Origin of the sequence: Dactylosporangium sp. CA-152071 (genome assembly GCF_050936335.1) — a bacterium.
Classification (GTDB): domain Bacteria; phylum Actinomycetota; class Actinomycetes; order Mycobacteriales; family Micromonosporaceae; genus Dactylosporangium; species Dactylosporangium maewongense.
The window spans coordinates 5,880,989-5,906,844 of record NZ_JBNJMZ010000001.1 but is presented as its reverse complement, the minus strand read 5'-3'; the positions used below and the strand labels follow the sequence as shown (position 1 = coordinate 5,906,844).

Annotated in this window: 22 protein-coding genes and 2 tRNA genes; 15 read left to right on the top strand and 9 right to left on the bottom strand. The window is 69.9% G+C overall.

The genetic code is table 11. The annotated features are described in order from the left end of the window. The first annotated feature begins 249 nt into the window (after window positions 1-249). The 4 genes from dnaN to ACQEVZ_RS26430 are packed head-to-tail and all read left to right on the top strand — an operon-like array spanning window position 250 to window position 3,948. The gene (gene dnaN / locus ACQEVZ_RS26445) at window positions 250-1,380 is read left to right on the top strand and encodes a DNA polymerase III subunit beta (RefSeq protein ID WP_433371151.1); all 1,131 of its coding nucleotides are present in this window, start codon (window positions 250-252) and stop codon (window positions 1,378-1,380) included. 18 nt (window positions 1,381-1,398) lie between these two features. Then, window positions 1,399-2,271 carry a phosphogluconate dehydrogenase (NAD(+)-dependent, decarboxylating) gene (gnd, locus tag ACQEVZ_RS26440; protein ID WP_344508493.1) on the top strand — a complete coding sequence of 291 codons (873 nt, stop codon included), beginning with the start codon at window positions 1,399-1,401 and terminating at the stop codon, window positions 2,269-2,271. 2 nt (window positions 2,272-2,273) lie between these two features. Then, window positions 2,274-3,407: a DNA replication/repair protein RecF gene (recF, locus tag ACQEVZ_RS26435; protein ID WP_344508491.1), complete on the top strand. Its 1,134-nt coding sequence runs from the start codon at window positions 2,274-2,276 to the stop codon at window positions 3,405-3,407. Next, window positions 3,400-3,948 (top strand): DUF721 domain-containing protein, encoded by a 549-nt coding sequence (locus tag ACQEVZ_RS26430; RefSeq protein WP_344508489.1) that lies wholly within the window; start codon window positions 3,400-3,402, stop codon window positions 3,946-3,948. The genes recF and ACQEVZ_RS26430 overlap by 8 nt, the downstream gene beginning before the upstream one ends. An 87-nt stretch (window positions 3,949-4,035) precedes the next feature. On the opposite strand, the gene ACQEVZ_RS26425 is transcribed toward ACQEVZ_RS26430, so the two are convergent. Further along, a complete protein-coding gene (locus ACQEVZ_RS26425) occupies window positions 4,036-4,593 on the bottom strand; it encodes a hypothetical protein (protein WP_344508487.1) in 558 nt (185 codons plus the stop codon). A gap of 453 nt (window positions 4,594-5,046) precedes the next feature. On the opposite strand from ACQEVZ_RS26425, the gene gyrB reads away from it, so the two are divergent. The 6 genes from gyrB (at window position 5,047) to ACQEVZ_RS26395 (ending at window position 10,826) form a co-directional block, all read left to right on the top strand. Continuing rightward, window positions 5,047-6,990 carry a DNA topoisomerase (ATP-hydrolyzing) subunit B gene (gene gyrB, locus ACQEVZ_RS26420; protein WP_360569332.1) on the top strand — a complete coding sequence of 648 codons (1,944 nt, stop codon included), beginning with the start codon at window positions 5,047-5,049 and terminating at the stop codon, window positions 6,988-6,990. Between the two features lie 28 nt (window positions 6,991-7,018). After that, the gene (gene gyrA / locus ACQEVZ_RS26415; RefSeq protein WP_344508483.1) at window positions 7,019-9,529 is read left to right on the top strand and encodes a DNA gyrase subunit A; all 2,511 of its coding nucleotides are present in this window, start codon (window positions 7,019-7,021) and stop codon (window positions 9,527-9,529) included. 3 nt (window positions 9,530-9,532) lie between these two features. Next, window positions 9,533-10,393, top strand: coding sequence for a DUF3566 domain-containing protein (locus ACQEVZ_RS26410; RefSeq protein ID WP_360569333.1), 861 nt, complete (start codon window positions 9,533-9,535; stop codon window positions 10,391-10,393). A gap of 127 nt (window positions 10,394-10,520) precedes the next feature. After that, a tRNA-Ile gene (locus ACQEVZ_RS26405) sits at window positions 10,521-10,594 on the top strand. Between the two features lies 1 nt (window position 10,595). Then, window positions 10,596-10,724 (top strand): DLW-39 family protein, encoded by a 129-nt coding sequence (locus ACQEVZ_RS26400; RefSeq protein ID WP_344508479.1) that lies wholly within the window; start codon window positions 10,596-10,598, stop codon window positions 10,722-10,724. 26 nt (window positions 10,725-10,750) lie between these two features. Further along, window positions 10,751-10,826, top strand: a tRNA-Ala gene (locus ACQEVZ_RS26395). A 748-nt stretch (window positions 10,827-11,574) separates the two neighbouring features. Here the strand turns inward: ACQEVZ_RS26395 and ACQEVZ_RS26390 are convergent. From ACQEVZ_RS26390 to ACQEVZ_RS26380, 3 genes are all read right to left on the bottom strand, one after another. Further along, window positions 11,575-12,090: a YbaK/EbsC family protein gene (locus tag ACQEVZ_RS26390; RefSeq protein ID WP_433376998.1), complete on the bottom strand. Its 516-nt coding sequence runs from the start codon at window positions 12,088-12,090 to the stop codon at window positions 11,575-11,577. Further along, entirely contained in the window at window positions 12,090-13,796 is a 1,707-nt protein-coding gene (locus tag ACQEVZ_RS26385; RefSeq protein ID WP_433371143.1) for a substrate-binding domain-containing protein, read from the bottom strand. The genes ACQEVZ_RS26390 and ACQEVZ_RS26385 overlap by 1 nt, the downstream gene beginning before the upstream one ends. Before the next feature lie 91 nt (window positions 13,797-13,887). Further along, the gene (locus ACQEVZ_RS26380) at window positions 13,888-14,715 is read right to left on the bottom strand and encodes an arginase family protein (RefSeq protein WP_433371140.1); all 828 of its coding nucleotides are present in this window, start codon (window positions 14,713-14,715) and stop codon (window positions 13,888-13,890) included. Between the two features lie 179 nt (window positions 14,716-14,894). Between ACQEVZ_RS26380 and ACQEVZ_RS26375 the strand changes: the two genes are divergently transcribed. Further along, window positions 14,895-16,367 (top strand): tetratricopeptide repeat protein, encoded by a 1,473-nt coding sequence (locus ACQEVZ_RS26375; protein ID WP_433371137.1) that lies wholly within the window; start codon window positions 14,895-14,897, stop codon window positions 16,365-16,367. Here the strand turns inward: ACQEVZ_RS26375 and ACQEVZ_RS26370 are convergent. Further along, the gene (locus ACQEVZ_RS26370; protein WP_433371134.1) at window positions 16,307-17,074 is read right to left on the bottom strand and encodes a DUF4184 family protein; all 768 of its coding nucleotides are present in this window, start codon (window positions 17,072-17,074) and stop codon (window positions 16,307-16,309) included. The two genes, ACQEVZ_RS26375 and ACQEVZ_RS26370, sit on opposite strands and share 61 nt — an antisense overlap. A 77-nt stretch (window positions 17,075-17,151) precedes the next feature. Between ACQEVZ_RS26370 and ACQEVZ_RS26365 the strand changes: the two genes are divergently transcribed. Together ACQEVZ_RS26365 and ACQEVZ_RS26360 are read left to right on the top strand one after the other, a co-directional pair. After that, on the top strand, window positions 17,152-17,682 hold the full coding sequence (locus ACQEVZ_RS26365) for a dihydrofolate reductase family protein (RefSeq protein WP_433371131.1): 531 nt from the start codon (window positions 17,152-17,154) through the stop codon (window positions 17,680-17,682). A gap of 115 nt (window positions 17,683-17,797) precedes the next feature. After that, window positions 17,798-19,099, top strand: a complete 1,302-nt coding sequence (locus ACQEVZ_RS26360; RefSeq protein WP_433371128.1) for a VWA domain-containing protein — start codon at window positions 17,798-17,800, stop codon at window positions 19,097-19,099. Here the strand turns inward: ACQEVZ_RS26360 and ACQEVZ_RS26355 are convergent. Together ACQEVZ_RS26355 and ACQEVZ_RS26350 are read right to left on the bottom strand one after the other, a co-directional pair. Beyond that, window positions 19,082-19,519, bottom strand: a complete 438-nt coding sequence (locus ACQEVZ_RS26355; RefSeq protein ID WP_344508463.1) for a SufE family protein — start codon at window positions 19,517-19,519, stop codon at window positions 19,082-19,084. The genes ACQEVZ_RS26360 and ACQEVZ_RS26355 overlap by 18 nt on opposite strands. 17 nt (window positions 19,520-19,536) lie before the next feature. Next, window positions 19,537-19,962 (bottom strand): CBS domain-containing protein, encoded by a 426-nt coding sequence (locus ACQEVZ_RS26350; protein ID WP_344508461.1) that lies wholly within the window; start codon window positions 19,960-19,962, stop codon window positions 19,537-19,539. Window positions 19,963-20,108: 146 nt separating this feature from the next. Here ACQEVZ_RS26350 and ACQEVZ_RS26345 point away from each other — a divergent pair, with 146 nt between their 5' ends. After that, window positions 20,109-20,876, top strand: a complete 768-nt coding sequence (locus ACQEVZ_RS26345; RefSeq protein ID WP_360568713.1) for an SGNH/GDSL hydrolase family protein — start codon at window positions 20,109-20,111, stop codon at window positions 20,874-20,876. 4 nt (window positions 20,877-20,880) lie between these two features. After that, window positions 20,881-21,720 (top strand): sulfurtransferase, encoded by an 840-nt coding sequence (locus tag ACQEVZ_RS26340; protein ID WP_433371123.1) that lies wholly within the window; start codon window positions 20,881-20,883, stop codon window positions 21,718-21,720. A gap of 667 nt (window positions 21,721-22,387) precedes the next feature. Here ACQEVZ_RS26340 and ACQEVZ_RS26335 read toward each other — a convergent pair. Together ACQEVZ_RS26335 and ACQEVZ_RS26330 are read right to left on the bottom strand one after the other, a co-directional pair. Further along, a complete protein-coding gene (locus ACQEVZ_RS26335) occupies window positions 22,388-23,338 on the bottom strand; it encodes a hypothetical protein (RefSeq protein WP_433371120.1) in 951 nt (316 codons plus the stop codon). Then, window positions 23,328-25,781: a glycosyltransferase gene (locus ACQEVZ_RS26330; RefSeq protein ID WP_433371117.1), complete on the bottom strand. Its 2,454-nt coding sequence runs from the start codon at window positions 25,779-25,781 to the stop codon at window positions 23,328-23,330. The genes ACQEVZ_RS26335 and ACQEVZ_RS26330 overlap by 11 nt, the downstream gene beginning before the upstream one ends. Window positions 25,782-25,856: the final 75 nt, after the last annotated feature.

Sequence of the window (25,856 nt, the reverse complement as noted above, 5' to 3'; positions counted from 1 at the left end):
AGAGGGTTATGCACAGCTCATACCCAGAGACATAACCCCGCTGAGCTGCTAAAACAGGGGTTGTCCACAGAATCCACACCACCTATGACTACGAAGTAAATCTCTTTAAAAGAGAGAAAAAAGCAATCATCAGCAAGTGGAAAAGTCTCGGGCTGGAATTTTGGTGGGGTCGGTGCACGGCACCGCCGGGGAAGCCCTAAGGTTCGATGCAGCACCACGCTTGAGACGAGACGACGCGGGAGGACCGCGATGAAGTTCCGAGTCGAGCGCGACGCGCTCGCCGATGCCGTCGCCTGGACAGCCAAGAGCCTGCCCAGCCGCCCTTCTGTGCCGGTGCTTGCCGGTGTTCTGCTCAGAGTCGGTGACGGCCGCCTGCAGGTGTCCGGCTTCGACTACGAGGTGTCCAGCCAGGTGACCGTCGAGGTCCAGGCCGACGCCGACGGCGCGACGCTCGTCTCCGGGCGCCTGCTCGCCGAGATCACCAAGTCGCTGCCCGCCAAGCCCGTCGACGTCGCCGCCGTCGGGTCGCACGTCGAGATCACGTGCGGCAGTGCCCGGTTCACGCTGCCGACGATGCCCGTCGAGGACTATCCGACGCTTCCGGAGATGCCCGAGCTGGCCGGCACCGTCGACGCGGCCACCTTCGCCGGTGCCGTCTCGCAGGTGGCGATCGCCGCCGGCCGCGACGACACGCTGCCGATGCTCACCGGCGTGCGGGTCGAGATCGAGGGCACCAAGCTGACGCTGCTCGCCACCGACCGCTACCGCCTCGCCGTGCGCGAGCTGGAGTGGCGGCCTGACGAGCCCGACGTCAGCCTCGCCGCCCTCGTGCCGGCGCGCACCCTGGACGACACCGCGAAGACGCTCGGTCCGACCGGTGGCTCGGTCTCCGTCGCGCTGTCGCGGGGCAAGATCGGCGAGGGCATGATCGGCTTCGCCGGCGGCACCCGGCGCACCACGTCCCGGCTGCTCGACGGCGACTTCCCGAAGGTGCGGGCGCTGCTGCCCGACACGCACAACGCCCAGGCCCGCATCCGGGTCTCCGCGCTCAACGAGGTGGTCCGGCGCGTCGGCCTGGTCGCCGAGCGGTCCACCCCGGTGCGCCTGTCCTTCAGCGCCGACGGTCTCGTGGTCGAGGCCAGCGGCAGCGAGGACGCGCGGGCCAGCGAGGCGATGGACTGCACCTATGAGGGCGAGCCGATGACCATCGCCTTCAACCACCAATACCTGCTCGACGGCCTCAAGGCGCTCGACGCCCCGATCGCCGTGCTGTCGTTCACTGACCCGAAGAAGCCTGCGGTCATGTCCCCGGCCAAGGATGATGGAGAAATCATCCCTGGATACTGGTACTTGATCATGCCGGTTCGCATCGGCAGCTGAGTTTCGGAGGCACCAGACATGCAGCTCGGTCTCATCGGCTTGGGCAGGATGGGCTTCAACATGCGCGAGCGGCTGCGCGCCGCCGGGCATGAGGTCATCGGCTACGACCACCACCCAGACGTCACCGACGTGTCGTCGCTCAGCGAGCTGGTCGACAAGCTCGCCGCGCCCCGCGTCGTGTGGATCATGGTCCCGGTGCAGTACACGGAGCCGACCATCGACGAGCTCTCCGGTCTGCTGTCTCCCGGTGACATCGTCATCGACGGCGGCAACTCGCGCTTCAGCAACGACCGCCCCCGGGCCGAGCGGCTCGCCACCAAGGGCCTCGGCTACCTCGACGTCGGCGTCTCCGGCGGCGTCTGGGGCCGGACCAATGGCTATGCGCTGATGGTCGGCGGCGAGAAGAAGCACGTCGAGCACTGCATGCCGATCTTCGAAGGGCTCAAGCCCGAGGGCGAGTTCGGCTTCGCGCACGCGGGCGGCGTCGGCGCCGGTCACTACGCGAAGATGGTCCACAACGGCATCGAGTACGGCATGATGCACGCCTATGCCGAAGGCTACGAGCTGCTCGAGGCCTCCGAATACGTCGAGAACATCCCCGAGGTGTTCAAGTCGTGGCGGGCCGGCTCGGTCGTGCAGTCGTGGCTGCTGGACCTGATGGACCGGGCCCTCGACGAGGACCCCAACCTCGACGGCCTGCGGGGCTACGCCGACGACACCGGTGAGGGCCGCTGGACGGTCGAGGAGGCCATCCGGCTGGCCGTGCCGATGAACGTGATCGCGGCGTCGCTGTTCGCCCGGTTCGCCTCGCGGCAGGACGACTCGCCGGCCATGAAGGCGGTCGCCGCGCTGCGCAACCAGTTCGGCGGTCACGCGGTCAAGAAGGGCTGAGTTTGTACGTCCGCGGTCTCGAGCTCGTCGACTTCCGCAGTTACGAGCGGGTCGTCGTCGAGTTCGGGCCCGGGGCGTGCGTGCTCGTCGGGCCCAATGGTGTGGGCAAGACCAACCTGGTCGAGGCCCTCGCGTATGTGGCCAGCCTCGAGTCCCACCGGGTCGCGACCGACGCGCCGCTGGTGCGCTTCGGCACGAGCCGCGCGGTGGTCCGCTGCGCCATCGTCCACGAGGAGCGCGAGCTGCTCGTCGAGCTGTCGATCGAGCCCGGCAAGGCCAACAAGGCGCGACTGGGCCGGTCGCCGGTGGCCCGCACCCGCGACATCCTCGGCGCGCTGAAGCTGGTCCTGTTCGCGCCGGAGGATCTGTCGCTGATCCGCGGTGACCCGGGCGAGCGCCGCCGGATGCTGGACGAGCTGCTGGTCACCCGGCAGCCGCGGTTCGCCGGCGTGCGCTCCGACTACGACCGGGTGCTCAAACAGCGCAACGCGCTGCTGCGCAGTGCCTACCTGGCCCGCAAGACCGGCGGCAGCCGCGGCGGCGACCTGTCGACCCTCGACGTGTGGGACAGCCACCTGGCCCAGCACGGCGCCCAGCTGGTCCGGGCGCGGCTCGACCTCGTCGCCGCGCTCGCGCCGCACGTCGCCAAGGCATACGCGGCGGTCAGCGCCAGCCGGTCCGACGCCCGCATCGCCTACAGCCCGTCGTTCCCGCTGCCGGTACAGGGGGAAACGGCACAGGGGGAGATCGAGCAGGCGCTGCTGGTGGCGCTCGGGGAGGCCCGCAAGCAGGAGGTCGAGCGGGGGGTGACCCTGGTCGGCCCGCACCGCGACGAGCTGACGCTGACGCTCGGCGACCTGCCGGCGAAGGGGTACGCCAGCCACGGGGAGTCCTGGTCCTACGCCCTCGCGCTGCGGCTGGCGGCCTACGATCTGCTGCGGGACGACGCGGTGGAGCCGGTGCTGGTGCTCGACGACGTGTTCGCCGAGCTCGACGTGGGCCGCCGCGAGCGGCTCGCCGAGCTCGTCAGCGGCGCGAGCCAGGTCATCGTCACGTGTGCCGTCGACGACGACGTGCCCCGCGCGCTCCGAGGCGCGCGCTACGAGGTTGGCGGAGGCGAGGTGCGACGTGGCTGACACCGGTGGCGGCCCCGGCGGAGACCCCCGGACGGGCGCCGGCGACAAGAGCGGGCCGGAGCTGGCCCGGGCGGCGGTCGAGGCGGCCCTCGCCAAGCGGAAGGCGCAGCCGCGGCGCAAGGCCGTGCCCGAGGGCGGCGGCGACTCGCGGCGGCGGCGCGGGTACACCGGACCGGGGCCCGACCCGAGGGACCCGCAGTTGTTCGGCGCGCTCCTGGGGCGGGTCGTGAAGGCACGGGGCTGGCAGCGGCCGGCGGCCGAGGCGACCGTGTTCGGCGAGTGGGAGCGGGTCGTCGGCGCCGACGTGGCCGCCCACTGCCGGCCGATCAAGCTGGAGGACGGGGAGCTGACTGTCGAGGCGGAGTCCACGGCGTGGGCGACGCAGCTGCGGATGCTCTCCGGCCGGCTCATCGCGCGCATCGCGGGTGAGGTCGGTCACAACGTCGTGAAGAAGCTGCACATCCACGGTCCGTCGACGCCCTCGTGGAGCCGCGGGCCCATGCGGGTGCGCGGGCGAGGTCCGCGCGACACCTACGGCTGACCGGCCGCCACGCGGACCCGACCCTCGGCCCGATGGGCTACGGGTGTCGGGCCCGCTGAGTCCGTACAGATGCCGCAAACGCCGAATCTAGAAGTCGGCGTATACGGCGAACCCGCGGTTGGCGCAGCGCCGGTAGAACTTCGCGAGCACGTCCAGCTCGGCGATCGTGTAGCTCCACTGCGGAGCGTCGCCGGTGTCGTCACGCAGCGCGTCGAGGCGGCTCTGCAGCCAGCGCAGCTGCTGCTCGGCGAGGCGGGAGCCTTCGAGGGCCCGGCGCAGCACCGTGCTCACCGTCTCGAACGTGATCTCGTCGCCGAACTCCTGATGCCCGTTGACGAAGCGCTCGAGCCCGCCGGCGATCCAGGCGCAGTCGTCCGGGCTGATCACCGGATCCTCGTCCTCGGCGGCCGCATCGGTGGCGAACAGCACACCGTTGAGCCCGAAGAGCAGGTCCACCAACTCCGTATAACCGGTGACGCGCACCGTGCCGGTCTTCGCCACATGGTCCGCCAGTGCCGCGGCCGGCCCCGCGTGCAGCGGCAGCTTCTCTGCCAGCTCGGCGAAGTCGACGAACTCGGCCGGCGCCACCGGGTCGTAGAACCGTCCGGTGCGCGGCCACTGCACGGCGACGTTGTCCAACCCCATCGCGGACCCCTCGCTCTCACACTTGCCCCGCCCCCGCGGCGGGGAACATACGGCACGAACGGCCGCTTGCGCGACCCCCGCAGGTGCCGAACCCGGCGACAGCATCCCAGCGCTCGCCGTGCCGCCCGTCATCGCCCGTCCGGACCCCTCCCGCGTAGGGGGACCTTCGCCCCGTACCGTTCGGGCCGCTACGACGACTACAGGCGCCGTCCCGATGCGAAAATGTCGCAGGGGCACAGTAGGATTGCGGGCAGAGCGAAGGCTCTGAGAACCAGCCGACACATCCCCGCGTGCACGCGTCCGCGGTGTCGGCCCGCCGGTGGTCGCGGCGCCCGTTCGGTGGGGCGCAGGCCACTTGCGTGCCCGCATCCGCGACCGTAGTGCTCGCACGACTCCGCACGAGACCCGGGGCGCCTTCCAGCGTGGCCGGCCAGTGCGAGAAAGCGACCGAGGGTGGTAGCAAACAAGCCCGAAGGCCAATACGACTCCTCCGCGATCACCGTCCTCGAAGGGCTCGAGGCGGTCCGCAAGCGCCCAGGCATGTACATCGGCTCGACCGGCGAGCGCGGCCTGCACCACCTGGTGTGGGAGGTCGTGGACAACGCCGTCGACGAGGCCCTGGCGGGCTTCTGCGACACCATCGAGGTCACGCTGCTCGAGGGCGGCGGGGTCCGGGTCGTGGACAACGGTCGTGGCATCCCGGTCGACATCCACCCGAAGGAGCAGCGCCCGACCGTCGAGGTCGTCCTGACCGTGCTGCACGCCGGCGGGAAGTTCGACGGCAAGGCATATGCGGTCTCCGGCGGTCTGCACGGCGTCGGCATCTCGGTCGTCAACGCGCTGTCCACGCGCATCGACCTGGAGATCCACAAGGACGGGTTCGTCTGGCGGCAGGTGTACCGCAACTCGGTGCCCGACCCGCTGCAGAAGGGCGAGGCGACCGACCGCACCGGCACCAGCGTGACGTTCTTCCCCGACGGCGCGATCTTCGAGACCCTCGAGTTCAACTACGAGACGGTCTACCGGCGCATCCAGGAGTACGCGTTCCTCAACCGCGGGCTGAAGATCGCGCTGCGCGACGAGCGCACCGACGCGCCCGAGGAGAAGCGGGAGGTCGTCTTCTGCTACGAGAACGGCATCGCCGACTTCGTCCGCCACCTCAACGCGACCAAGACGCCGATCCACCGCTCGGTCGTGGAGTTCGGCTCCGACGGCGAGGGCATCTCCGTCGAGATCGCCATGCAGTGGAACGAGTCGTATGGCGAGAGCGTCTACACGTTCGCCAACACGATCAACACGCATGAGGGCGGCACCCACGAGGAGGGCTTCCGCAGCGCGCTGACCTCCGTCGTCAACAAGTACGGCGCGGACAAGAAGCTGCTCAAGGGCGACGAGAAGCTCACCGGTGAGGACATCCGCGAGGGCCTGGCCGCGATCATCTCGATCAAGCTGACCAACCCGCAGTTCGAGGGCCAGACGAAGACCAAGCTCGGCAACACCGAGGCCCGCAGCTTCGTGCAGAAGGTGTGCAACGAGTGGCTGGTCGACTGGTTCGACCGCAACCCGGCCGAGGTCAAGACCATCATCACGAAGGCGTCCCAAGCCGCCCGTGCGCGACTGGCCGCCTCGCAGGCGCGCAAGCTGGCCCGGCGCAAGTCGCTGCTGGAGTCCGGCTCGATGCCCGGCAAGCTGGCCGACTGCCAGTCCAACGACCCCCGGGTCTCCGAGCTGTTCATCGTCGAGGGTGACTCCGCCGGCGGCTCGGCCAAGCAGGGACGCGACCCGCGGGTCCAGGCGATCCTGCCGATCCGCGGCAAGATCCTCAACGTCGAGAAGGCGCGTATCGACCGCGTCCTCAAGAACAACGAGGTCCAGGCGCTGATCACGGCGCTGGGCACCGGCATCCACGACGAGTTCGACATCGAGAAGCTGCGCTACCACAAGCTGATCCTGATGGCCGACGCCGACGTCGACGGCCAGCACATCCAGACGCTGCTGCTGACGCTGGTGTTCCGGTTCATGCGCCCGCTGATCGAGCTCGGCCACGTGTATCTCGCGGCGCCCCCGCTGTACAAGATCAAGTGGAACAAGAAGGGCGACGACGCGCAGTACGCGTACACCGACCGTGAGCGCGACGGCCTGATCACGCTGCGCCAGCAGAGCAAGCCCAACGCGAAGCCCGACGACATCCAGCGGTTCAAGGGTCTCGGTGAGATGAACTACCCCGAGCTGTGGGAAACGACGATGAACCCGGCGACCCGCATGCTCCGTCAGGTGACATTGGACGACGCTGCAACCGCGGACGAGCTCTTCAGCGTCCTGATGGGCGAAGACGTGGAAGCACGCCGCTCGTTCATCCAGCGCAACGCTAAAGACGTCCGGTTCCTCGACATCTGACCGTCGACACTGAGAAAAGGGATAAAGAGTGACGGAACCGACTTCCACTCCGGAGACCCCCGACGAGAGTGGTTCAGCGGTCGCGAGCCGGATCGAACCGATCGGCATCGAAGTCGAGATGCAGCGGTCCTACCTCGACTATGCGATGAGCGTCATCGTCGGGCGGGCCCTTCCGGACGTCCGTGACGGCCTCAAGCCAGTCCACCGCAAGATCCTCTACGCCATGTTCGACGGCGGCTACCGGCCCGACCGCGGCTACGTGAAGTGCGCCCGCGTCGTCGGCGACGTGATGGGTAACTACCACCCGCACGGCGACGCCTCGATCTACGACGCCATGGTCCGTATGGCGCAGAACTGGTCGCTGCGCTACCCGCTGATCGACGGCAACGGCAACTTCGGCTCGCCGGGTAACGACCCCGCCGCCGCCATGCGGTACACCGAGGCGCGCCTCGACCCGCTCGCCATGGAGATGCTGCGGGACATCGACGAGGACACCGTCGACTTCGTCCCCAACTACGACGGCCGGGCCCAGGAGCCCACGATCCTGCCGTCGCGCATCCCCAACCTGCTCGTCAACGGCAGCACCGGCATCGCCGTCGGCATGGCGACCAACATCCCGCCGCACAACCTGCGGGAGATCGCCCAGGCCGTCCAGTGGTGCCTGGACAACCCCGACGCCGACGAGGCCGAGACGCTCGACGAGCTGATCAAGATCGTCAAGGGCCCCGACTTCCCGACCAAGGGCCTCATCGTCGGCACGTCGGCCATCATCGACGCGTACCGGACCGGCCGCGGCTCCATCCGGATGCGCGCCGTCGTCGAGGTCGAGGAGGACGCCCGCGGGCGGACCATCCTCGTGGTCACCGAGCTTCCGTATGCGGTCAACCCCGACAACCTGGCCGAGCGCATCGCCGACCTGGTCAAGGAGGGCAAGCTCGCCGGCATCGCCGACATCCGCGAGGAGTCCTCCGGCCGCACCGGCATGCGCCTGGTGATCGTGCTCAAGCGCGACGCCGTCGCCAAGGTCGTGCTCAACAACCTGTACAAGCACACGCAGCTGCAGGAGACCTTCGGCGCCAACATGCTGGCGCTCGTCGACGGCGTGCCCCGCACGCTCAACCTCGCGCAGTTCGTGCGGCACTACGTCACGCACCAGATCGAGGTCATCGTCCGGCGCACCGCGTACCGGTTGCGCAAGGCCGAGGAGCGCGCCCACATCCTGCGCGGCCTGGTCAAGGCCCTCGACATGCTCGACGAGGTCATCGCACTCATCCGGCGCTCGCCGAGCGCCGAGGAGTCGAAGAACGGCCTCATGAACCTCCTGGACATCGACGACATCCAGGCCACCGCCATCCTCGACATGCAGCTGCGGCGGCTCGCCGCACTGGAGCGCCAGCGCATCTTCGACGAGCTGGCGAAGATCGAGATCGAGATCGCCGACTACAAGGACATCCTGGCCACGCCGGCCCGGCAGCGGCAGATCATCTCCGAGGAGCTCGCCGAGATCGTCTCCCGCCGCGGCGACGACCGGCGGACCCAGATCATCCCGTTCGACGGCGAGGTCTCCATGGAGGACCTCATCGCGCGGGAGGACGTCGTCGTCACCATCACCCGCACCGGGTATGCGAAGCGCACCAAGGTCGACCTGTACCGCTCGCAGAAGCGCGGCGGGAAGGGTGTCTCCGGTGCGACACTGAGGCAGGACGACATCGTCAGCCACTTCTTCGTCTGCTCGACGCACGACTGGATGCTGTTCTTCACCAATAAGGGACGCGTCTACCGGGCGAAGGCATACGAGCTGCCGGAGGCGAGCCGGGTCGCGAAGGGTCAGCACGTCGCCAACCTGCTGGCGTTCCAGCCCGACGAGCACATCGCGCAGGTGATCGAGATCCCGAACTACCAGGTGTCGCCGTACCTGGTCCTGGCCACCAAGGACGGCCTGGTCAAGAAGACCAAGCTGGAGGAGTTCGACTCCAACCGGTCCGGCGGGATCATCGGCATCAACCTGCGCGACGAGGACGAGCTCGTCGGCGCCGCGCTGCTCGGCCCGGAGGACGACCTGCTGCTGGTCAGCAAGCAGGCGCAGGCGATCCGCTTCACCGCAAACGACGACACCTTGCGCCCCATGGGCCGCGCGACGTCGGGGGTGATCGGCATGCGCTTCGCCGAGGGTGATGAACTGCTGGCGATGGAAGTTGTGCGCGAAGGGATGGATCTGGACGTGTTGGTGGCCACCGACGGTGGCTTCGCCAAGCGGACTCCTATCGAGGAATATCCGGTGCAAGGTCGCGGCGGCAAAGGTGTCCTCACCGCTAAAATCACGTCTCGTCGCGGCGGGCTCGTTGGCGCCGCGGTGATCTCTCCGGACGATGAGCTTTTCGCCATCACCTCAAATGGTGGCGTGATCCGGACTCCCGTGAAGCCTGTACGACGTACGCGGGATCGGAACACAATGGGGGTCAAGCTCATGGACCTGCCGGAGGGTGTGACCATCGTCGCGATCGCCCGCAACGCCGATGAGCCCGACGAACAGGACTAGTTGATGACAGACACACAGGCGAAGTCGGGGAGCGCCTCGGCAGCAACCGATGAGGCCAAGCCGGCCGGAGAGGCTGCCATGACGGGATCCGACTCGGGGGCGCCTGCCGCCGGCGGCGACGCCGGCGCGGTCAACGGGACCAGCACGCCCGGCGAGACCACCATCGGCGGCACGCCGAAGTTTCAGCGTGCACCGGGGATGGCCCCGCCGCCCGACTCGTTGACGGTGCCGATCCAGTCGCCTTCAGCGGCGATGGGCAAGGCGGGCGTCACGACGCCTCCGCCGGTCACGCTCGGCGCCGGCGGGCCGGCGGCGCCCACCAGCGGCGCGGCGACCGGCACGGCCAGCGTCGCCGTCGCACGCGCCTCCGTGCGCCCGACCAACGCGGGCGCCACGCAGGCGCTGAACACGCCCGCGGCGGCGGTGAGCGGCTCCGCCCGCGTCACCGAGGCCGTCCGTGCCGCTCGCAAGACGGTCAGCTCCGCGGTCGGCCGCGGCCCGCGCCGGGCCCGGCTGCACCTCAAGCGCATCGACCCGTGGTCTGTGATGAAGTTCGCGTTCGCGGTCTCGTTCGTCCTGTTCGTCGTCGTGATCGTCGCCACGTCGGTGCTCTACCTGGCCCTCGACGCGATGGACGTCTTCAACAGCGTCAACAAGGCCCTTGCCGACATCGTGAGCTCCACCGGCGGCCAGGCCAACAACACCTTCCGCATCACCGCGAAGGGTGTCATCGGCGGCGCCGCCCTCCTCGGCGTGGTCAACGTGGTCCTCTTCACCGCGCTGGCCACCCTCGGCTCCTTCATCTACAACGTCTGCGCCGACCTGGTCGGCGGCATCGAGCTGACCCTCGCCGAGAAGGACTGACCTGCGTTTTCCCTCGCGGCGGGCGCTTCGACTCGCCGCGGGGGGAACCGGTTTGAGGCTTGGGTGTCGGGTGCGGTAACCTTCATCGTCGCGCTGATACGCCGCTTTTCGCGGGGATCGGTGTAACGGGGCTATAGCTCAGTCGGTTAGAGCGCAGAGCTGATAACTCTGAGGTCGCTGGTTCGATTCCAGCTAGCCCCACATGTGGAAAAAGGTGCTCGTGGTGGTCGCAGTCGTCGGTGCCGCTGCCTATGTCGCCAAGCGCGTGAAGACCGCAAGCGAGGAGCGCGCGCTCTGGCACGAGGCCACCACCGCACCTGACCTGCGCTAGGTCAACACCGAGGGATTCCCTCGCTCGGGGGCGTAGCTCAACTGGCAGAGCACCGCCTTTGCAAGGCGGGGGTTAGGGGTTCGAGTCCCCTCGCTTCCACCAATCGGCGCACTCTGCTCGCGCGCCTGCGGCGGGCTCGCCGGGGTGGTGTCAGCATTCCCCGCGCGGCCCTTCGGGCCGCTCCCCAGTGGGGGAGCTTCGCTCCACCCAACGCCCCCTCAAGACCAGTAGCTGGTGCTGCTGGTCTTTCGCCGTCCTATGGACAGTCCAGGCCGGTCACCTCGACGCAGTTGTCGGAGTACTGCCCGCCTTGCTGCTCGTGACCCAGGTCGCGCAGGGCAGGTCAACGGTCGCGCCGCCCTGCTCACCTGCCGGCTTCCTGTCTGCTGGGCGGCGACGGGTGGGCGGGCATCAGTTCCCGCAGCTTGACGCGTATGCCAAGGCCTCGTCACTGAGGCGTTCTGCTGCCTGGATCGCGGTGTCCCATGCGCCGCCGAACCCGAAGTCGATGACCACGGTGCGGCGCATCTCGTACAGTGCCGGCTCATGGGTTGGTACGGAACGCTCCTGCTCGCGAAGTCTGCCGACGGTCCTCTTCCGGCGTGCCGGGGGGTGCGGCAGGCGTTCGGGTCGTGGTTCGCCACGCCGAGCAGAATGCGGGTGTTCGGTAACCCGCTCGGGCTGTACGACCTGGGCGACGGCCGGCCCGGACGGGTCGACCCGCACCGTGTGGTCGAGGGGTTCGAGGCTTGGGCTCACGAGGCCGGGCGGACCCCGGTGCCGGAGACCATGGCCGGACCCGCAATCGAGTCATCGCTATGGGGATTGACGTGGCCTGCTTCGACTGGGGTCAGCGGGCCAGGTCGGGGATGACCTCGGCGGTGGGGAGGGTGGCCAGGGCGGCGCCCGGGAGGACGATCTTGCTGCGGCGTAGGCCGCTGCCCACGATGACCCAGGGGACGTCGACGACGCGGGAGTCGATGAGGACGGGCCAGTCGGCGGGGAGGCCGATGGGGGTGATGCCGCCGTACTCCATGCCGGTCAACGAAACAGCGTCGTCCATGGGGGCGAAGCTGGCCTTGCGGACGTCGAGGCGCTTGCGGGCCACGCTGTTCACGTCGGCTCGGGTGGTGGCCAGGATGACGCAGGCCGCGTAGCGCACCGAACCCTCGCGTTTGCCGGCGACGACGACGCAGTTGGCGGATTGCTCAAGGGAGACGTCGTACGCGGCGCAGAACTCGGCGGTGTCGGCCAAGGAGGGGTCGATCGGAGCGACGAAGATTTCCGGGGAGTGCAGCGCCGCGAGGACCGGGGCGGCCAGCAGGTCCGGGGCCGAGGCGGCCGGGACCGTCTCCAGCTTGCCTATCAACGGCCGTCGTCCAGGGCGAGTGCCTTCATGAAGATGTCTCCGATCTTGGACGGGTCCTGGGCGATGAAGACCGCACCGCCCGTCGCGTCGACGATCTTCTGCATCTCGGCCTGGTTCACTTCGGAGCCGACGCCGATGATGATGATCTGCACCGGCTGGTCCTTGTTCTCCGCTTTTCGCAATGAGCTGACGAGCGTGTCGAGGGACATGCCGGCGGGGTTGTTGTTGCGGCCGCCGGTGATGACCACGACCGAGTTGCCGCGGGTGGGGTCCCAGCCCTGCTGGACCGACTGGTACGCGGCGAACACGGTGTCGTAGAGGTTGCTGCCGCCCTTGGGGTTGGGCTTCAGGCTGCCCAGCGCGCCGCGGAGCTGGTCGCGCTGGGCGTTCAACGGGCCGATGGGCACCAGTTGCTGGTGGCCGGTGGAGAACGACCAGAGGCCGACCGCCCAGCTCTCGGGGAACATGTCCAGGCCTCCGAGCGAGGCCTGGACGGCGATCTGTTGCTTGGTGAGGCCGCCGGCGGACGGGACGGCCGTCTTCATCGCCGCGGAGGTGTCGAGGACCGCCAGCATGCGTGACGGCTGGGTGATCTCGATCCACATCTGCAGCGCCGCGTTGATGACCTTCGGCTCCGGCACGGGGGTGACGGTGCCGCCGGTCGAGGCGCTGGGGCCGAGGGTCATGTTGGCGCCGACGCTGCCGTCGTTGGCGCGCAGCTGGTGCGAGGAGAGCATGTTGCGGAAGTCCGCCCCGGACAGCACGGCGCGGAACTGCTCCGCGGCGGCGGCCCGGTTGGGTGACAGGCGGGGCATCGCGGCGTACGGGTAGTCCAGCGCGATCGGCGCCGGGTCCGGGTAGACAGCGATGAGCGGGACCGCCGGCCCGGTCGCGTTGTACGCGTGCAGCGCCTGCTCCGACAGCGGCGCGAGCGTGACCGCGGTGGACAGGGTCCGCGGGTCGGCGTCGCGTGGGAACCGGGCGATGAGGCCCGACTGCTGCTCCGACTTTCCACTGGTCAGAGCCTTGATCGCGCCGACCGTCAGGGCGTCGCCCTCAGGGCCGAACTGGTCTCGTACCGACGCCATCGCCACCATCGTGGAGATGCCGACGGCGTCGTGTTTGGGGTCGACGATGCCCGCGGTGATCCGGGTGTCGCCGACGATCTGCTGCAGCACCTGCTTCCAGGTGAGCTTGTTCTCCAGCCAGCCGAGTGACTTCGCCGTCGGCTCCGGCACCGCCAGCACTATCGGGCTGCGCGCCAGCGACGGTGCGGCCTGCGGCACCAGGTCCTCGCGGGCGGCGCGCATGCGCTGAAGCCAGATCGAGGAGTCCGGGATCCACACGTGCGGCACCAGCGTCTTGCCGTCGGCCTGGCCGAGCGTGTTGATGGAGACGCCGTGCTCACCGGCGATCGCCGCGGCGACCTCCGATGCGCCCACGGCGGCCACATCGACCGAGACACACTCGTTGTCGACCCGCGGCTCGGTCTTGACCCACCGATTCGCGGCGTCCTTGATGGCCGGCGCGATCTCCGGGCTCGCCGCGACTGACAGCCGCACCGTGCCCGAGCACCCCGCCGCCGACATCACTTGGTAGCCGCCATAGACGGCACCGATGACGACGAGGGGAAGGATCATGCCGGCGGCGAGTGCGACGAACCCGTTGCTTCTCAGGTCCGCCGCTGCGTGCCGTCCTCTCACGGGTACCAATATTCCCTAGATACGAGGTAAATGGGTCCCGCGTTCGGCTATTCGTCACACAAGTTCGCGCGACACGAGTACACTCCGCACCTCAATGATCACGTTGAGTCCGAAACTTGTTCGGATCCTTTCGGAAGCCTTTGCAGATCGTTTGGACGAACTCCCGCGCCTCGGCGCCGTTTCCGGGCCGCCAGGTGCACGCGAGGTCCACCGCGACCACCCTCCCCGTCGCGATGATCTCCTCCACCTTCGCGAGCACCGTCCCGAGCGACGGCCCGCCCGGCACGGGGAAGAGCAGACCGGGTAGCTCCGCCCCGTCCACCACGTCGAGATCCACATGTACGACCAGCGGGCCTTCCGGAAGTTCCAGGTCCTGCAGCCGGTACCGGCGGATCCCCGACCCCTTCAGGTATTCCTCCTCGGCCGGGTCGAGGTCCCGGGCGTCGACCAGCACGGCCCGCTCCTCGGCCAGCGCCCGGATCCCGAGCCGGTCGGCGATGAGCTCCGGCCGGTACCCCACCAGCACCCGCAACGGCATCCCGCCGATGTACCCCGAGGTGGTCGTCTCCAGCGTCTGCACATCCCCGTGCGCGTCGAACCACACGATCGCCGGGTCGACCCCGCGCCGCTGCAGTCCGGCGACGGTCCCCAGCGCGGTGGTGCAGTCCCCGGAGATCACCACGGGCGCCTCGGCGCCGCTCACCTCGTCGGCGACCCGTTCGTACAGCACCGCCAGCCGCCCCCAGATGTCACCATCCTTGGGGAACTCGACGGTGACGGTCACGTCCGCCGGCTCGTCGACCAGCCCGTCCAGCCGCTCGTCCAGGTGGTAGGGAACGTAGATCGTGGTCATGCCCTCAGTCTCCCCCGACGTCGCCTGGGGACCGCCGCCGGTGCGCGGCCTGCCGGCCCGGGTCACCGTCCTGTCCGGCCCGTCCGGAAGTCGGCAAGACCCGGCTCGCCGACGCGTACGCCCACCGGTGCATCGCCGACGGCTGGCCGCTGGTCCTGCGGCTGTCGGCCACGGACGAGATCAGCCTGCTGGTCGGCCTCGACCAGGTCGCGGAGTCGCTCGGCGCCTGGGACGCCGGCTCCGACGTGTCGCGGACCGTCCCGGCGGCGCTCACCCTGCTCCGTGACCATCCCGGCCCGGTGCTCATGGTCTACGACGACGCGCCCGACATGGATCTGGTGCACCGGTGGCGGCCGTACTTCGGCGCGATCCACGTCGTCGTCACCACGCGGGCCGCGGTCCCCGGCTCCGTCGAGCTGGGCGGCCACCCGCCGGCGGACGTGCCGCCCGCCCTCGCCGGGCTCGCCGCGCGGGTCGATCACCACCCCGAGGCGCTGGCGATCGCGGCGGCGACGTGCGGGCCGGGGCGGCGCTTCCCGGCCCCCGACGACCATCCCGGCACCGACGTGGTCCGCCTCGCGCACGAGTCGCTGTCTCCCGAGGTGTACTGGCTGCTGGAGTGCCTCGCCGTCCTGGCGCCGTGCGGCATCGACCCGCGGCTGCTCGGCGGGAAGCAGCCCCTCGACGTGCCGCCCGCGCTCGCGACGGTCACCGCCGACCGGGTCACGCTCACGAACTTCGTCCGGCACGCGATCGCCGCCCGCAGCCGCGAGCTGGGCCGGGCCGACACCGTGCTCACCCACGTCGCCGGCGCCCTGGCCCGCATGGTCAAGCGGATCGACGGATCAAGGGCCGCCGCGGCCGAGCTCGCGCTGCATCTGCAGGCGGCGTTCCTGCACGGCGACACCGCCACCGCGAAGACCCGCAAGCGGCTCGTCCACCTGCGCAGCAAGAGCACCGACCTGCTGCTGCGCAGCCACAACACCAGCGCCGTCGACACGCTGGGCCCGGCCATCCTGACCGACGCGACCTTCGTGCACGGCAATGTCGCGCACGGCGACCTGGTCTTCGCCCACGCCACCCTCAAGCGGGCCCGCGACGCGTTGGGCTACCCGGCCGACACGCTGCGGGCGGCGCGGGACCAGGTCGCGGCGGCGACCCGGGTGCTCGGTCCATGGCACTCCGAGACGCTGGACCGCCGCGTGACGCTGGGCATCGTGCTGCGGCGCCAGTACGCGTTCGAGGACGCCCTGGCCGTTCACGCCGCGCTCCTGGCCGACTGCCGGGCGGCCCTGGACGCCGATCATCCCGACACGCTGGAGGCCCAGTACCAGGTGGCCGTCGACCATCGGCTGCTCGGCCGGCTGGACGAGTCGGAGCCCCTGTTCGAGCACACGTACGCCGTCCGCCGCCAAGTCCTCGGCCCGCACCACGTCGCCACCTGCTACAGCGGTGAGTCGCTGGCCCTCGACTGGCTGGAGACCGGCCGCATGGACGAAGGCATCCAGCTCCTTTCACAGGTGCTGGCCGACCAGTTGGCGTCGGCGGCTCCTGTACCGGAGTGCGTCGCCAACATCGAGCACAACCTCGCCGACGCCTACCGGCTCGTGGGCCGCCACGCGGAGGCGAAGGCCCTGTATCAGCGGTGCATCGCCGGCTACCCGCGCGGAGGGGTCATGGATCTCATGGCGCGGGGCGGGTTGGCCGCGCTGCGCTGAGTCCCGCGGGTGGAGACGACGGCCGCGGCGGTGAGCAGGGCGAGCATCAGGGACGTGATGAGCCGGACGATCACGATGTGCGGGCCGTGGTACCCGAGGTGCCACGTCACCAGGGCGCCGGCGGTGAACACGGCGGCGGTCGTCGGCCAGAACAGCTTCGGGGCGGGCTTGACCGGCGGTGGCGTGCCGTGCCAGTCGCGGAGGAGGCGGTGGCTTCCGGCGTACCAGATGAACAGCGGCGTCAGGAGCAGGGATGCGTAGTCGCTGGTCTGCCGCACGGCGAACCACGAGGTCAGCGGGCCGGGGTGGGTGACGAGGTCCCACAGCAGGTGGCTGGCGACCCCGATCGCCGCCGAGCTCACCGTGATCCACCACCGGTGGCGGACCCGGCCGAGGACGCCGTAGTCGCGCGCCCAGCCGCCCTTGCGGCCCAGGTGCGCGGCGACGGCCGGGGCGCCCAGGCGGATGAGCCAGGCGACGAGCAGCGCGACCGGCACGCTGAACCACAGCGCGCCGAAGAGGTGGTCGGGCTCGTAGCCCCAGGCGTGCACGGCGTGCCGCGGCGCCGGGACCGGGAGCCGGTCGAAGAGGTAGGCGGTGTCGGGCGCCGCGGCCCCGGCCACCAGCGCGACGCCGTCGAACCACCTGGGCCGCCACAGCTTCAGTGGCAGGACGGCGAGCGGATGGGTCGGCAGCGTCGAAGGCAAAGTTTTCCGCTCCTCGTGTCGAAAGGGTTCGTCGTCGTTCGACGCGTCATTAGAACCCAACCTTAAGGAGCACCGAGATGCGCAAGATCGTTGCCGGGCTGCACATGTCCCTCGACGGCGTCGTCGAGTCGCCGGAGCGGTGGAGCTTCGACTACTTCTGCGACGAGGTCGGCCAGTCGATCAAGGACCGCCGGGACGCCACCGGCACGCTGCTGCTCGGCCGGCAGACGTACGAGGAGTTCGCCAAGATCTGGCCCGGGCAGAGCGGCGAGATCGCCGACTTCATGAACCACACGCCGAAGCTGGTCGCGTCGACCACGCTGACCTCGGTCGACTGGGCCGGGTCGACGCTGCTGGAGGGCGATGTCGCAGCCGCCCTGACCGCGTTGAAGCGCCAGGAGGGCGGCAACATCACCGTCACCGGCAGCGCCACGCTGGTCCGGTCGCTGCTGGTGGCCGGTGTACTGGACGAGCTGCACCTCCTGGTGTGCCCGATCGTCCTGGGCGCCGGCAAGCGCCTCTTCGACGACTCGCGGGTGCCGCTGCGGCTGGCGGCGTCCGAGATGTTCCCGACCGGCGTCGTCCACCTCACGTACGGGCTGGCCTGAGCCCCCCGCGTCGAGCCCGAGGATCGGCCGTTCCGCAGGTCGCGGCGACGTTGCACGTGAAACATGAGCCGTTCGTGCGAAGACCCGGTGATCGCGGCGTGCGAGGTTGTCAGTCGTGACAACGCTTGCCAAGGGTGGGAACACGGCGGTGCAGGTCGGCGCCGTCCGGGTGGTCGTCGGCTGGCAGCAGGGGGCCGGGGTGCCCGACGTCGACTGCACGGCGTTGCTGCTCGACGCGGCGGGCAAGGTGCGCGGCGACAACGACATGGTGTTCTACAACCAGCCGAAGCACCCGAGCGGCGCCGTCGTCCACGACGGGAAGCAGCAGGCAGGTGGCTGGGGGTACGACGCGGTGAGCGCCGACCTGCGGACCGTGGAGCCGGGCGTCGACCGGATCGTGGTCGCCGCCTCGGCGGACGGTGGCTCGTTCGGGCAGGTCCCCGGGCTGCACGCCACGGTCTACGACACCGCCACCGGCGCCGAGATCGCCCGGTTCACCGATATGCGGGCCACGACGGAGACCGCGTTCGTCGTGGGTGAGCTGTACCGCCGGCAGGGCGCCTGGAAGTTCCGCGCGGTCGGGCAGGGCTGGGACACCGGGCTGGCCGGTCTGGCGACCGCCTTCGGCATCTCGATCTCCGAGGAGGCCGCGGCTCCCGCGGCTCCCGCGGCGCCCGCGCCGGCTGTTCCGGAGCAGCGGCCGGGGGTGCGGTTCACCAAGGGCGAGGAGCGGCTGCCCGCCGCCGACCGGCAGCGGCTCAACCTGCGTAAACAGCAGGTGCTGGTGTCGCTGGCGAAGCGCGGCGCCGCCGGGATCCGGGCCAGGGTCATCGTGGTGCTCGACGCGTCGGGGTCGATGCATCGGCTGTACAAGAGCGGCATCGTCAGCCAGGCGGTCGAGCGCATGGCCGCGGTCGCCGCTCAGCTGGACGACGACGGGACCATGCAGGTGTGGGCGTTCGCCGACCTCGCCCGCCAGCTGCCGGATCTGACCATCGCCGAGATGCCGGGATGGCTCGCCGCCCAGACGCCGAAACGGCCCTCGGGCGTGGGCGGCAGCAACAACGAGGCGAGCGTCATCGACCAGGTCCGGCGCTGGACCGCCGCGAACCCGGTGCCCGACCCGACCCTGGTGCTTTTCTTTTCCGACGGCGGCGTCCACCGCAACGCCGAGATCGAGCGCCAGCTGCGCGACGCCGCGAGCGAGCCGACGTTCTGGCAGTTCATCGGCCTGGGCAAGGGCAACTACGGCATTCTCGAGCGGTTCGACCGGATGGCGGGCCGGGTCGTGGACAACGTCGGGTTCTTCGCGGTCGACGACATCTCGAAGGTCAGCGACGCCGAACTCTACGACCGCCTGCTCGGCGAGTTTCCGACCTGGATCCCGGAGGTCAGGAGGCTAGGCATCCTGCGCTGAGGCCGCCTCGCGGACCTGGCGCTGGAGGCGGGTCAGGACGGCGGTGCCGCCGCGGACGCGCAGCGGGCTGATCGCCGTGGCGAGACCCATCCGGTGGTACAGGTCGGTGGGGACGGCCAGGACCTCGGCGGCGGTGGCACCCTCGAGGCCTTCGCTCAGGATGCCCGCGAAGGCGCGGGTCGTCGGCGCCTCGGGCGGGCAGTCGAAGTGGAGCTCGACCTGATCCGTGGGTGTCACCACCGCCTTGAGGAAGAACGGCGTCTGGCACTCGGGCACCTGCTCCATGCCTTCGTGCCCGTCGAACGACGCCGGCAGCGGGCGGACCGCGTCAGCGAACTCGAGCAGCATCTCCAGCACCACGTCGCGGGGCGCGGAGGCGAACTCGTCGACGATGGCGGCCAGCTTGCCGGGCATGTCCATACCTCAAATCTAGCCGCTCAATTGTTGGGTGCGGCCTTGCTGATGCCGCCGAGCACCGAGTCTGGGTCGATCTCCTCGGCCAGGTCCCCGATCGAGACGATACCCACGAGGCCCTGCGCGTCGTCGCAGACGAGCACCCGCCGCACGGCCTGGTCGCGCATGAGCAGCGCCGCCGTGTGGATGGAGTCCTCGGGGCGGACCGTGACGAGGTCGCGGGTGACGATCTCGCCGATCGTCGTGGCGGCGGGGTCGCAGCGCTCCGCGACGGCTCGCACGACGATGTCGCGGTCGGTGACCACGCCGGTGAGACCGGGACCGTCGGCCACCACGACATCGCCGATGTCCTGCTCACGCATGGTGCGAGCCGCCTCGGCGAGGGTCGTCTCACTCGGGAGATACACAACATTGGTGGTCATCACGTCGCGGACGGTCTGCATCGTCATGGTCGCCCTCCCGGCTGTTGATGCCCGTTTGTTACCCGAACCCGGAAGGGCTGAACCAGGTGTGGCGTGTGGCAAAGTCGCTTCCAACCCCCCTGGTGCCCTGAAAAGATGCGATGCAGGCATGCAGACCATGGGGAGGTTGTGCGGTGGCGGGGTGGACGAGCTACGTCGCGGTCGGTGACAGTTTCACCGAAGGTATGGACGATCCGAGACCGGACGGCAAGGGCTACCGCGGCTGGGCGGATCTGGTGGCGGGCTGTCTCGCCCAGGACCTGCCGGACTTCCGCTACGCCAACCTCGCGGTGCGGGGCCGCCTCTTCGACAACATCGTCGCCGAGCAGGTGCCGCTCGCCACGGCGATGAAGCCCGACCTGATCAGCTTCGCCGGCGGCGGCAACGACGCGCTGCGGCGCGGGTTCGAGGTGGACATCCTGGTCGCGCGGTTCGACAAGACGATCGAGCGGCTGCGGGCCACCGGCGCCGACGTGGTCCTCTTCCGCTTCGCGGACCTGACCGGCAGGATGCCGGGCGGCAAGATGCTCCGCCCGCGGGTCGACGCGCTCAACACCGCGATCGACGGCATCGGCGCGAAGCACGGCGCCCACGTGGTGAACATGTGGGACGACGCCGAGTTCGGCAACCCGCGGCTGTGGGGGATCGACCGGCTGCACCTCTCGCCGGCCGGGCACCGCCGGGTCGCCGGCCACGTGCTGACGGCGCTCGGCGTCGACTGCGACGCATCGTGGCTGGCCGCACCACCACCGCCGGAGGATCTGTCGTGGATGTCGCGCAAGGCGGCCGACGCGCGCTGGGCGACGCAGCACCTGGCCCCGTGGGTGAAGCGGCGGCTGACCGGAAAGTCTTCCGGGGACATGGTGACCGCCAAACGGCCCGAGCTCGCGCCGCTAGATTGAACTCATGAAACTCGTCACCACCGACTGGCTGGCCGAGCGGCTCCACGACGACGGTCTCGTCGTCGTCGAGTCCGACGAGGATGTGCTGCTGTATGGCACCGGCCACATCCCAGGCGCCGTGAAGGTCGACTGGCATACCGAGCTCAACGACCAGGTCACCCGCGACTATCTCGACGCGGAAGGCTTCGCCGCGCTCTGCGAGGCCAAGGGCATCGGCCCCGACGACACCATCGTCTTCTACGGCGACAACTTCAACTGGTGGGCGACCTACGCGCTGTGGGTGTTCTCCCTCTTCGGCCACCGCGACCTGCGGATCCTCGACGGCGGACGGTCCAAGTGGATCGCCGAGGGGCGGCCGCTCACCAAGGACGCGCCGGATCGCCCGAAAACCACCTACCCGGTGCCCACCAGGGACGACACGGGGATCCGTGCGTTCCGCGAGGACGTCATGGGGCACATCGCCGCCGACCGCCCGCTGGTCGACGTCCGCTCGCCCGGCGAATACACCGGCGAGCTGCTGCACATGCCCGACTACCCGCAGGAGGGCGCGCTGCGCGGCGGCCACATCCCCGGCGCGGTCAGCAAGCCGTGGAAGCAGGCGACCCAGGAGGACGGCACCTTCAAGCCCGTCGACGAGCTGCGCCAGATCTACGTCGGCGAGCTCGGCCTCTCCCCGGACGACGACGTCATCGCCTACTGCCGCATCGGCGAGCGGTCGTCCCACACGTGGTTCGTGCTGACGCATCTGCTCGGTTTCCAGCACGTACGCAACTACGACGGCTCCTGGACCGAGTGGGGCAACCTGGTCCGCGTCCCGGTCGTTAAAGGCAACAGCCCGAAGTAGCGACAAACAGGACGGCGGCCCACTGCAGGGGGCCGCCGTCCTGCCCAAGCGGGTCGAACCTCACGCCGGCCGACGCCCTCGACCCGCTCCCCGCCCGGCACTGAACCAACCGACACACCCGTCTCTGTCTCTGGTCTCGTCTCCGCGCGAATACGTTGGTCAATGCCCCGATTTTTGGCATTTGTTCCACAGACGCTGCGCGATCCACCCTCAAATCAGTGATCGAACTGTGGGTGGATCGCGCTATGTCTATCCGGAAAAGGGGCATTTCGGGGCATTGACCAACGTCTGGGTGGATGGAGGGGTAGCCCCTGTGTGTTTCGTCGGTGGCGTTTCGGGAGGGGCTGGGTGTTGCGGGGGTATTGACCAACGTCTGGGTGGGTGGAGGGGGTAGGCCCTGTATGTGGGCGCCAGGTGCGTGGCGAGCGGCTGCCTGGTGTGGTCCGCGGCCTCTGTCCATCAGGAATGGGGCGTTTGGGCATTGACCAATGTCTGGGTGGGTGGGAGAGGGGTGGCCCTGTGCGTTTCGCCGGTGGCGGCCCGGGAGGGGTGGGGTTGGGTGGTGCTCGCCGGGCAAGGTCGGGTGGTGGGGCGCCTGGAACATGGCGAACGGCGGCCCTGACAGCGGGCCGCCGTTCGGCTGGCAGAGCTAGTTCGGATGGCAGGGCTATTCGTTCTCGGCGGGCAGGCTGACCAGGTAGTCGACCACCTCGGAGAAGCGGGCGCTGGCCATGGCGACGCACAGGTCGGCGGCGCCGTAGTACAGGCGGAGCTCGTCGCGGGCCTCGTCGTGGACGAGGCCGGTGGGGAAGACGACGTTGGGCACGTCGCCGACCCGTTCGTACTCGGCGTCGGGGCCCAGGACCCAGCTCGGTGTCCGCCGGATGATTTTCGTGGGGTCGTCCAGGTCGAGCATGAGCAGGCCCACGCGGTACAGCGACGTCGCGACCATCTGCTTGACGCCGTGGTAGACGCAGAGCCAGCCGTGCGGGGTCTCGACCGGCGGCGGGCCCATGCCGATCCGGGTGGCGTCCCACCAGGGACCGGAGCGGGACTGCATGACCGGCTCGGGGGTCGTCCACGCCTGCAGGTCCGAGGACTTCGACAGCCAGACGTCGGCCCGTGCGGACAGCACGGACACGGGCCGGTGGAACAGCACGTACTGGTTGTCGATCTTGCGGGGCAGCAGCGAGGCGTTCTTGTCCTCGGGCGGCATGACGATGCCGAGCGGCTCGACCGACTCGAAGTCCTCGGTGCGGGCGAGCGCGACGCAGGGGCCGCCGGGTCCGTACGCGGTGTAGGCGATCACGTAGCCGCCGAGCTCGTCGACGTACGTGACCCGGGGATCCTCGACGCCCCAGCAGCTGTGCTGGTCGGTCGGGTCGTCGGCGATCAGCGGCTTGGCGTCGACGACCCAGTCGGTGCGGCCGTCCTTGCTGCGGGCGACGGTCAGGTGCGAGATGCCTCGCCGGTCCTCGATCCTGCACAGCAGGACCGTGTCACCGTTGTGCAGGCAGGCGCCCGGGTTGAACACGCTGTTGATCGGATAGGGCCAATCCCCGGCCGTGAGCAGGGGATTGGTGGGTTCCCGGTGGAACAGCTCCGCGTCAAAGTGCATCAGGTTGGCCCTCCGTGGTGCGCAGGCGGGGCGGCTGGGCGGTCGCGCTGAAGCCGGCCGAGGCCCGTCCGACGGCCCGGGTGCCCGTCGGTGCCTTGTTCGGAGTCGGCCGTGACGGGCCGGTGACCGGCAATGACGTCGGGACCGGCGTCGTGGCGACGACAGGGTGGGGCAGAGCGGCCAAACCGGCCTTGAGCAGGCTGAGTAGCGCTTGGTAATAGGCTAGCGTGGACTCGGCACCCTGGTTCCCATTTGGCTCAGTAGCAGACAAACCATCGTGGCAGGCGCCCGTCGCGTCGACGTAGAGCCGCGCGCCGGCCCGGTTCCTGCCGAGGAACCAGGAGTAGCCCCAGCCCGCCAGCCGCGCCAGCGCCGGGTCCGCGGTGTACTGCCAGGCGTCGACCATCGCCTCGGTGATCGCGGCCGCGTCCAGCGGCTGCTCGTCGCCGTCGTCGGCCAGCCAGACCGACGGCGACTCGCCCCGCCGGTGCCACCGGTTGCCGACGCAGCGCAGGGTGCCGTCGGCGAGCCCGACGTGCTGGGCGTACCAGTCCAGCGCCGCGATCGCCCGCGCCGCCATCGTGTCGTCTTCCAGCAGCGCCGCGCCGAGCAGCATCGCCTGCGGCAGCCGGGCGTTGTCGTAGGTCAGCTCCGGCTCGAACCAGCGCCACGACGGGTCCACCGCCGACGTCGCGACCAGCGCCTCGTCGAGCCGGCGCAGCAGCGGCGCCGCCTGGTCGGTGCGGCCCGCCCGGGCCAGGCCGATCAGCGCGTACGCGGCGGTCCGCAGCCCGATGTCCGGCAGCTGGTGGGTGCGCGCGCCCAGCTCGTCGAGCAGCGCCGCCGCCGGCCGCCGGATGTCGTCGGGGACGGCCGGCGTGCCGACCAGGACGCCGAGCGCCCAGACGGCCCGGCCGACGTGGTCGCCCTGGTGCGGCCAGTCCTGCCACGTGCCGTGGTAGCTCAGCATGTTGTGCATCGCGCCCGACGGGTCGTAGGCGGCGGTCAGGAAGCGGATCGACTGGCGCAGCCAGCGCGTCGCCTGGGCCGTCTGCTTCGTGTCGATGCCGATCGCGAGCAGGTCCGCCGCGACGATCGCGAGCCGGGCCACGTCGTCGACGCAGTAGCCGGATTCCAGCGAAGGGTTGGCGCCGTGCGAGAACTGGATGATGCCGATCTCGTCGGTGAGCCGGTCCAGGTGCGCGAGGTTGAGCAGCGGGGCGGCCGCGGTCGAGTGACCGGGGCGGGCCGTCGCGGCCTGCGTCTGGCGCAGCACGTCGGCGACCAGCTCCGCCTCCCGCGCGGCGACCGCCGGCCAGGGCAGCCACACGGCGCACGCCTCGGCCACCGACTTCGCGGCGGCGAGCGCGCGGCCGTCGGTGAGCAGGTCGATGATCTCCGCGGCGAGCGCCGCGTCGTCGCCGCACGGCACCACCCGTCCGGCGCCGCCGGCGAGCATGTCCTCCGCGTAGCTGTAGGACGACGAGACCGCGGGCAGGCCCGCGCCCAGCGCGAACGTGAGCGCACCCGAGCAGATCTGCTCCGGCGACCGGTACGGCGTCACGAACAGCGTGCTCGCGTGCAGGATGGCCGACAGCTCGTCCAGGCCCAGGAAGGCGTCGACGAAGTGCACGTGGCCGGCCAGGCCCAGCAGCTCCACGCGGGACTGCAGGCTGTCGCGATAGGCCTCGCCGTCGCGCCGCTTGATCTCCGGATGCGTCGCGCCCGCCACGATGTACTGCGTGTCCGGGTGCTCCTTGACCACCGCGGCCAGCGCGTCGATCGCGATGTCGATGCCCTTGCCCTCACTGAGCAGGCCGAACGTGGTGAGGGTCGGCTTCCCGGCGACCGTGTCCAGCAGCTCGCGCAGCTCGGGCCGCAGCGTCGCGGGGTCCGGTGGCTGGCGCATCGCCTCGGGCGCGCCGTGCGGGACCACGACCAGCTGGTGGCCGGCGGCCACGCCGGTGCGGATAGCGACCCGGCGCGCGGTCTCGGTGAAGACCGTGACCCTCGCCGCCCGGGCGCAGAGCGCGCGCAGCGTCGCCGCCTGCCCGGACGAGGGCCGCGACAGCACCGTGTGCAGTGTCAGCAGGTAAGGAATGCCGCACGCGTTGAGCGCGCGGGTCAGTTCGAGCAGGTGAGAGCCGTCGGTGCCGCCGAAGATCCCGTACTCGTGCTGGATCAGCACGACCTGGACGCCGGCCTCCCGCATGGCGCGGGCGGCGGCGGAGTAGTCCTCGATGCGGTCCTGATTGATGGTGACGACGACCTCGTCACCGTAGCTGTGCCCGTCACGGTCGATGGCCACGACGACTGTTTCCAGATCGTCGCTGGCGACACCAAGTGCCTCCCGCAGGTCCGCGGTGTACGTCGCGAGCCCGCAACGGCGAGGCAGATAGGTCGACACGATACCGAGGCGATAGGTCGCGGCAGGGTGTGACATGAGCACATTGTTACCCCCGGGCCTGCCAAAAAACCTTGATACGCCCGGATGGGACTCCGGGGTGAATGTGCTGCT

What these genes read in the sequence shown, in the direction of transcription:
- ACQEVZ_RS26355 (WP_344508463.1), bottom strand. Translation starts at nt 19,519, where the DNA reads ATGGACATGCCCGGCAAGCTGGCCGCCATCGTCGACGAGTTCGCCTCC.
- gnd (WP_344508493.1), top strand. Translation starts at nt 1,399, where the DNA reads ATGCAGCTCGGTCTCATCGGCTTGGGCAGGATGGGCTTCAACATGCGC.
- ACQEVZ_RS26350 (WP_344508461.1), bottom strand. Translation starts at nt 19,962, where the DNA reads ATGACGATGCAGACCGTCCGCGACGTGATGACCACCAATGTTGTGTAT.
- ACQEVZ_RS26400 (WP_344508479.1), top strand. Translation starts at nt 10,596, where the DNA reads ATGTGGAAAAAGGTGCTCGTGGTGGTCGCAGTCGTCGGTGCCGCTGCC.
- dnaN (WP_433371151.1), top strand. Translation starts at nt 250, where the DNA reads ATGAAGTTCCGAGTCGAGCGCGACGCGCTCGCCGATGCCGTCGCCTGG.
- ACQEVZ_RS26330 (WP_433371117.1), bottom strand. Translation starts at nt 25,781, where the DNA reads ATGTCACACCCTGCCGCGACCTATCGCCTCGGTATCGTGTCGACCTAT.
- ACQEVZ_RS26335 (WP_433371120.1), bottom strand. Translation starts at nt 23,338, where the DNA reads ATGCACTTTGACGCGGAGCTGTTCCACCGGGAACCCACCAATCCCCTG.
- ACQEVZ_RS26425 (WP_344508487.1), bottom strand. Translation starts at nt 4,593, where the DNA reads ATGGGGTTGGACAACGTCGCCGTGCAGTGGCCGCGCACCGGACGGTTC.
- ACQEVZ_RS26410 (WP_360569333.1), top strand. Translation starts at nt 9,533, where the DNA reads ATGACAGACACACAGGCGAAGTCGGGGAGCGCCTCGGCAGCAACCGAT.
- ACQEVZ_RS26340 (WP_433371123.1), top strand. Translation starts at nt 20,881, where the DNA reads ATGAAACTCGTCACCACCGACTGGCTGGCCGAGCGGCTCCACGACGAC.
- ACQEVZ_RS26365 (WP_433371131.1), top strand. Translation starts at nt 17,152, where the DNA reads ATGCGCAAGATCGTTGCCGGGCTGCACATGTCCCTCGACGGCGTCGTC.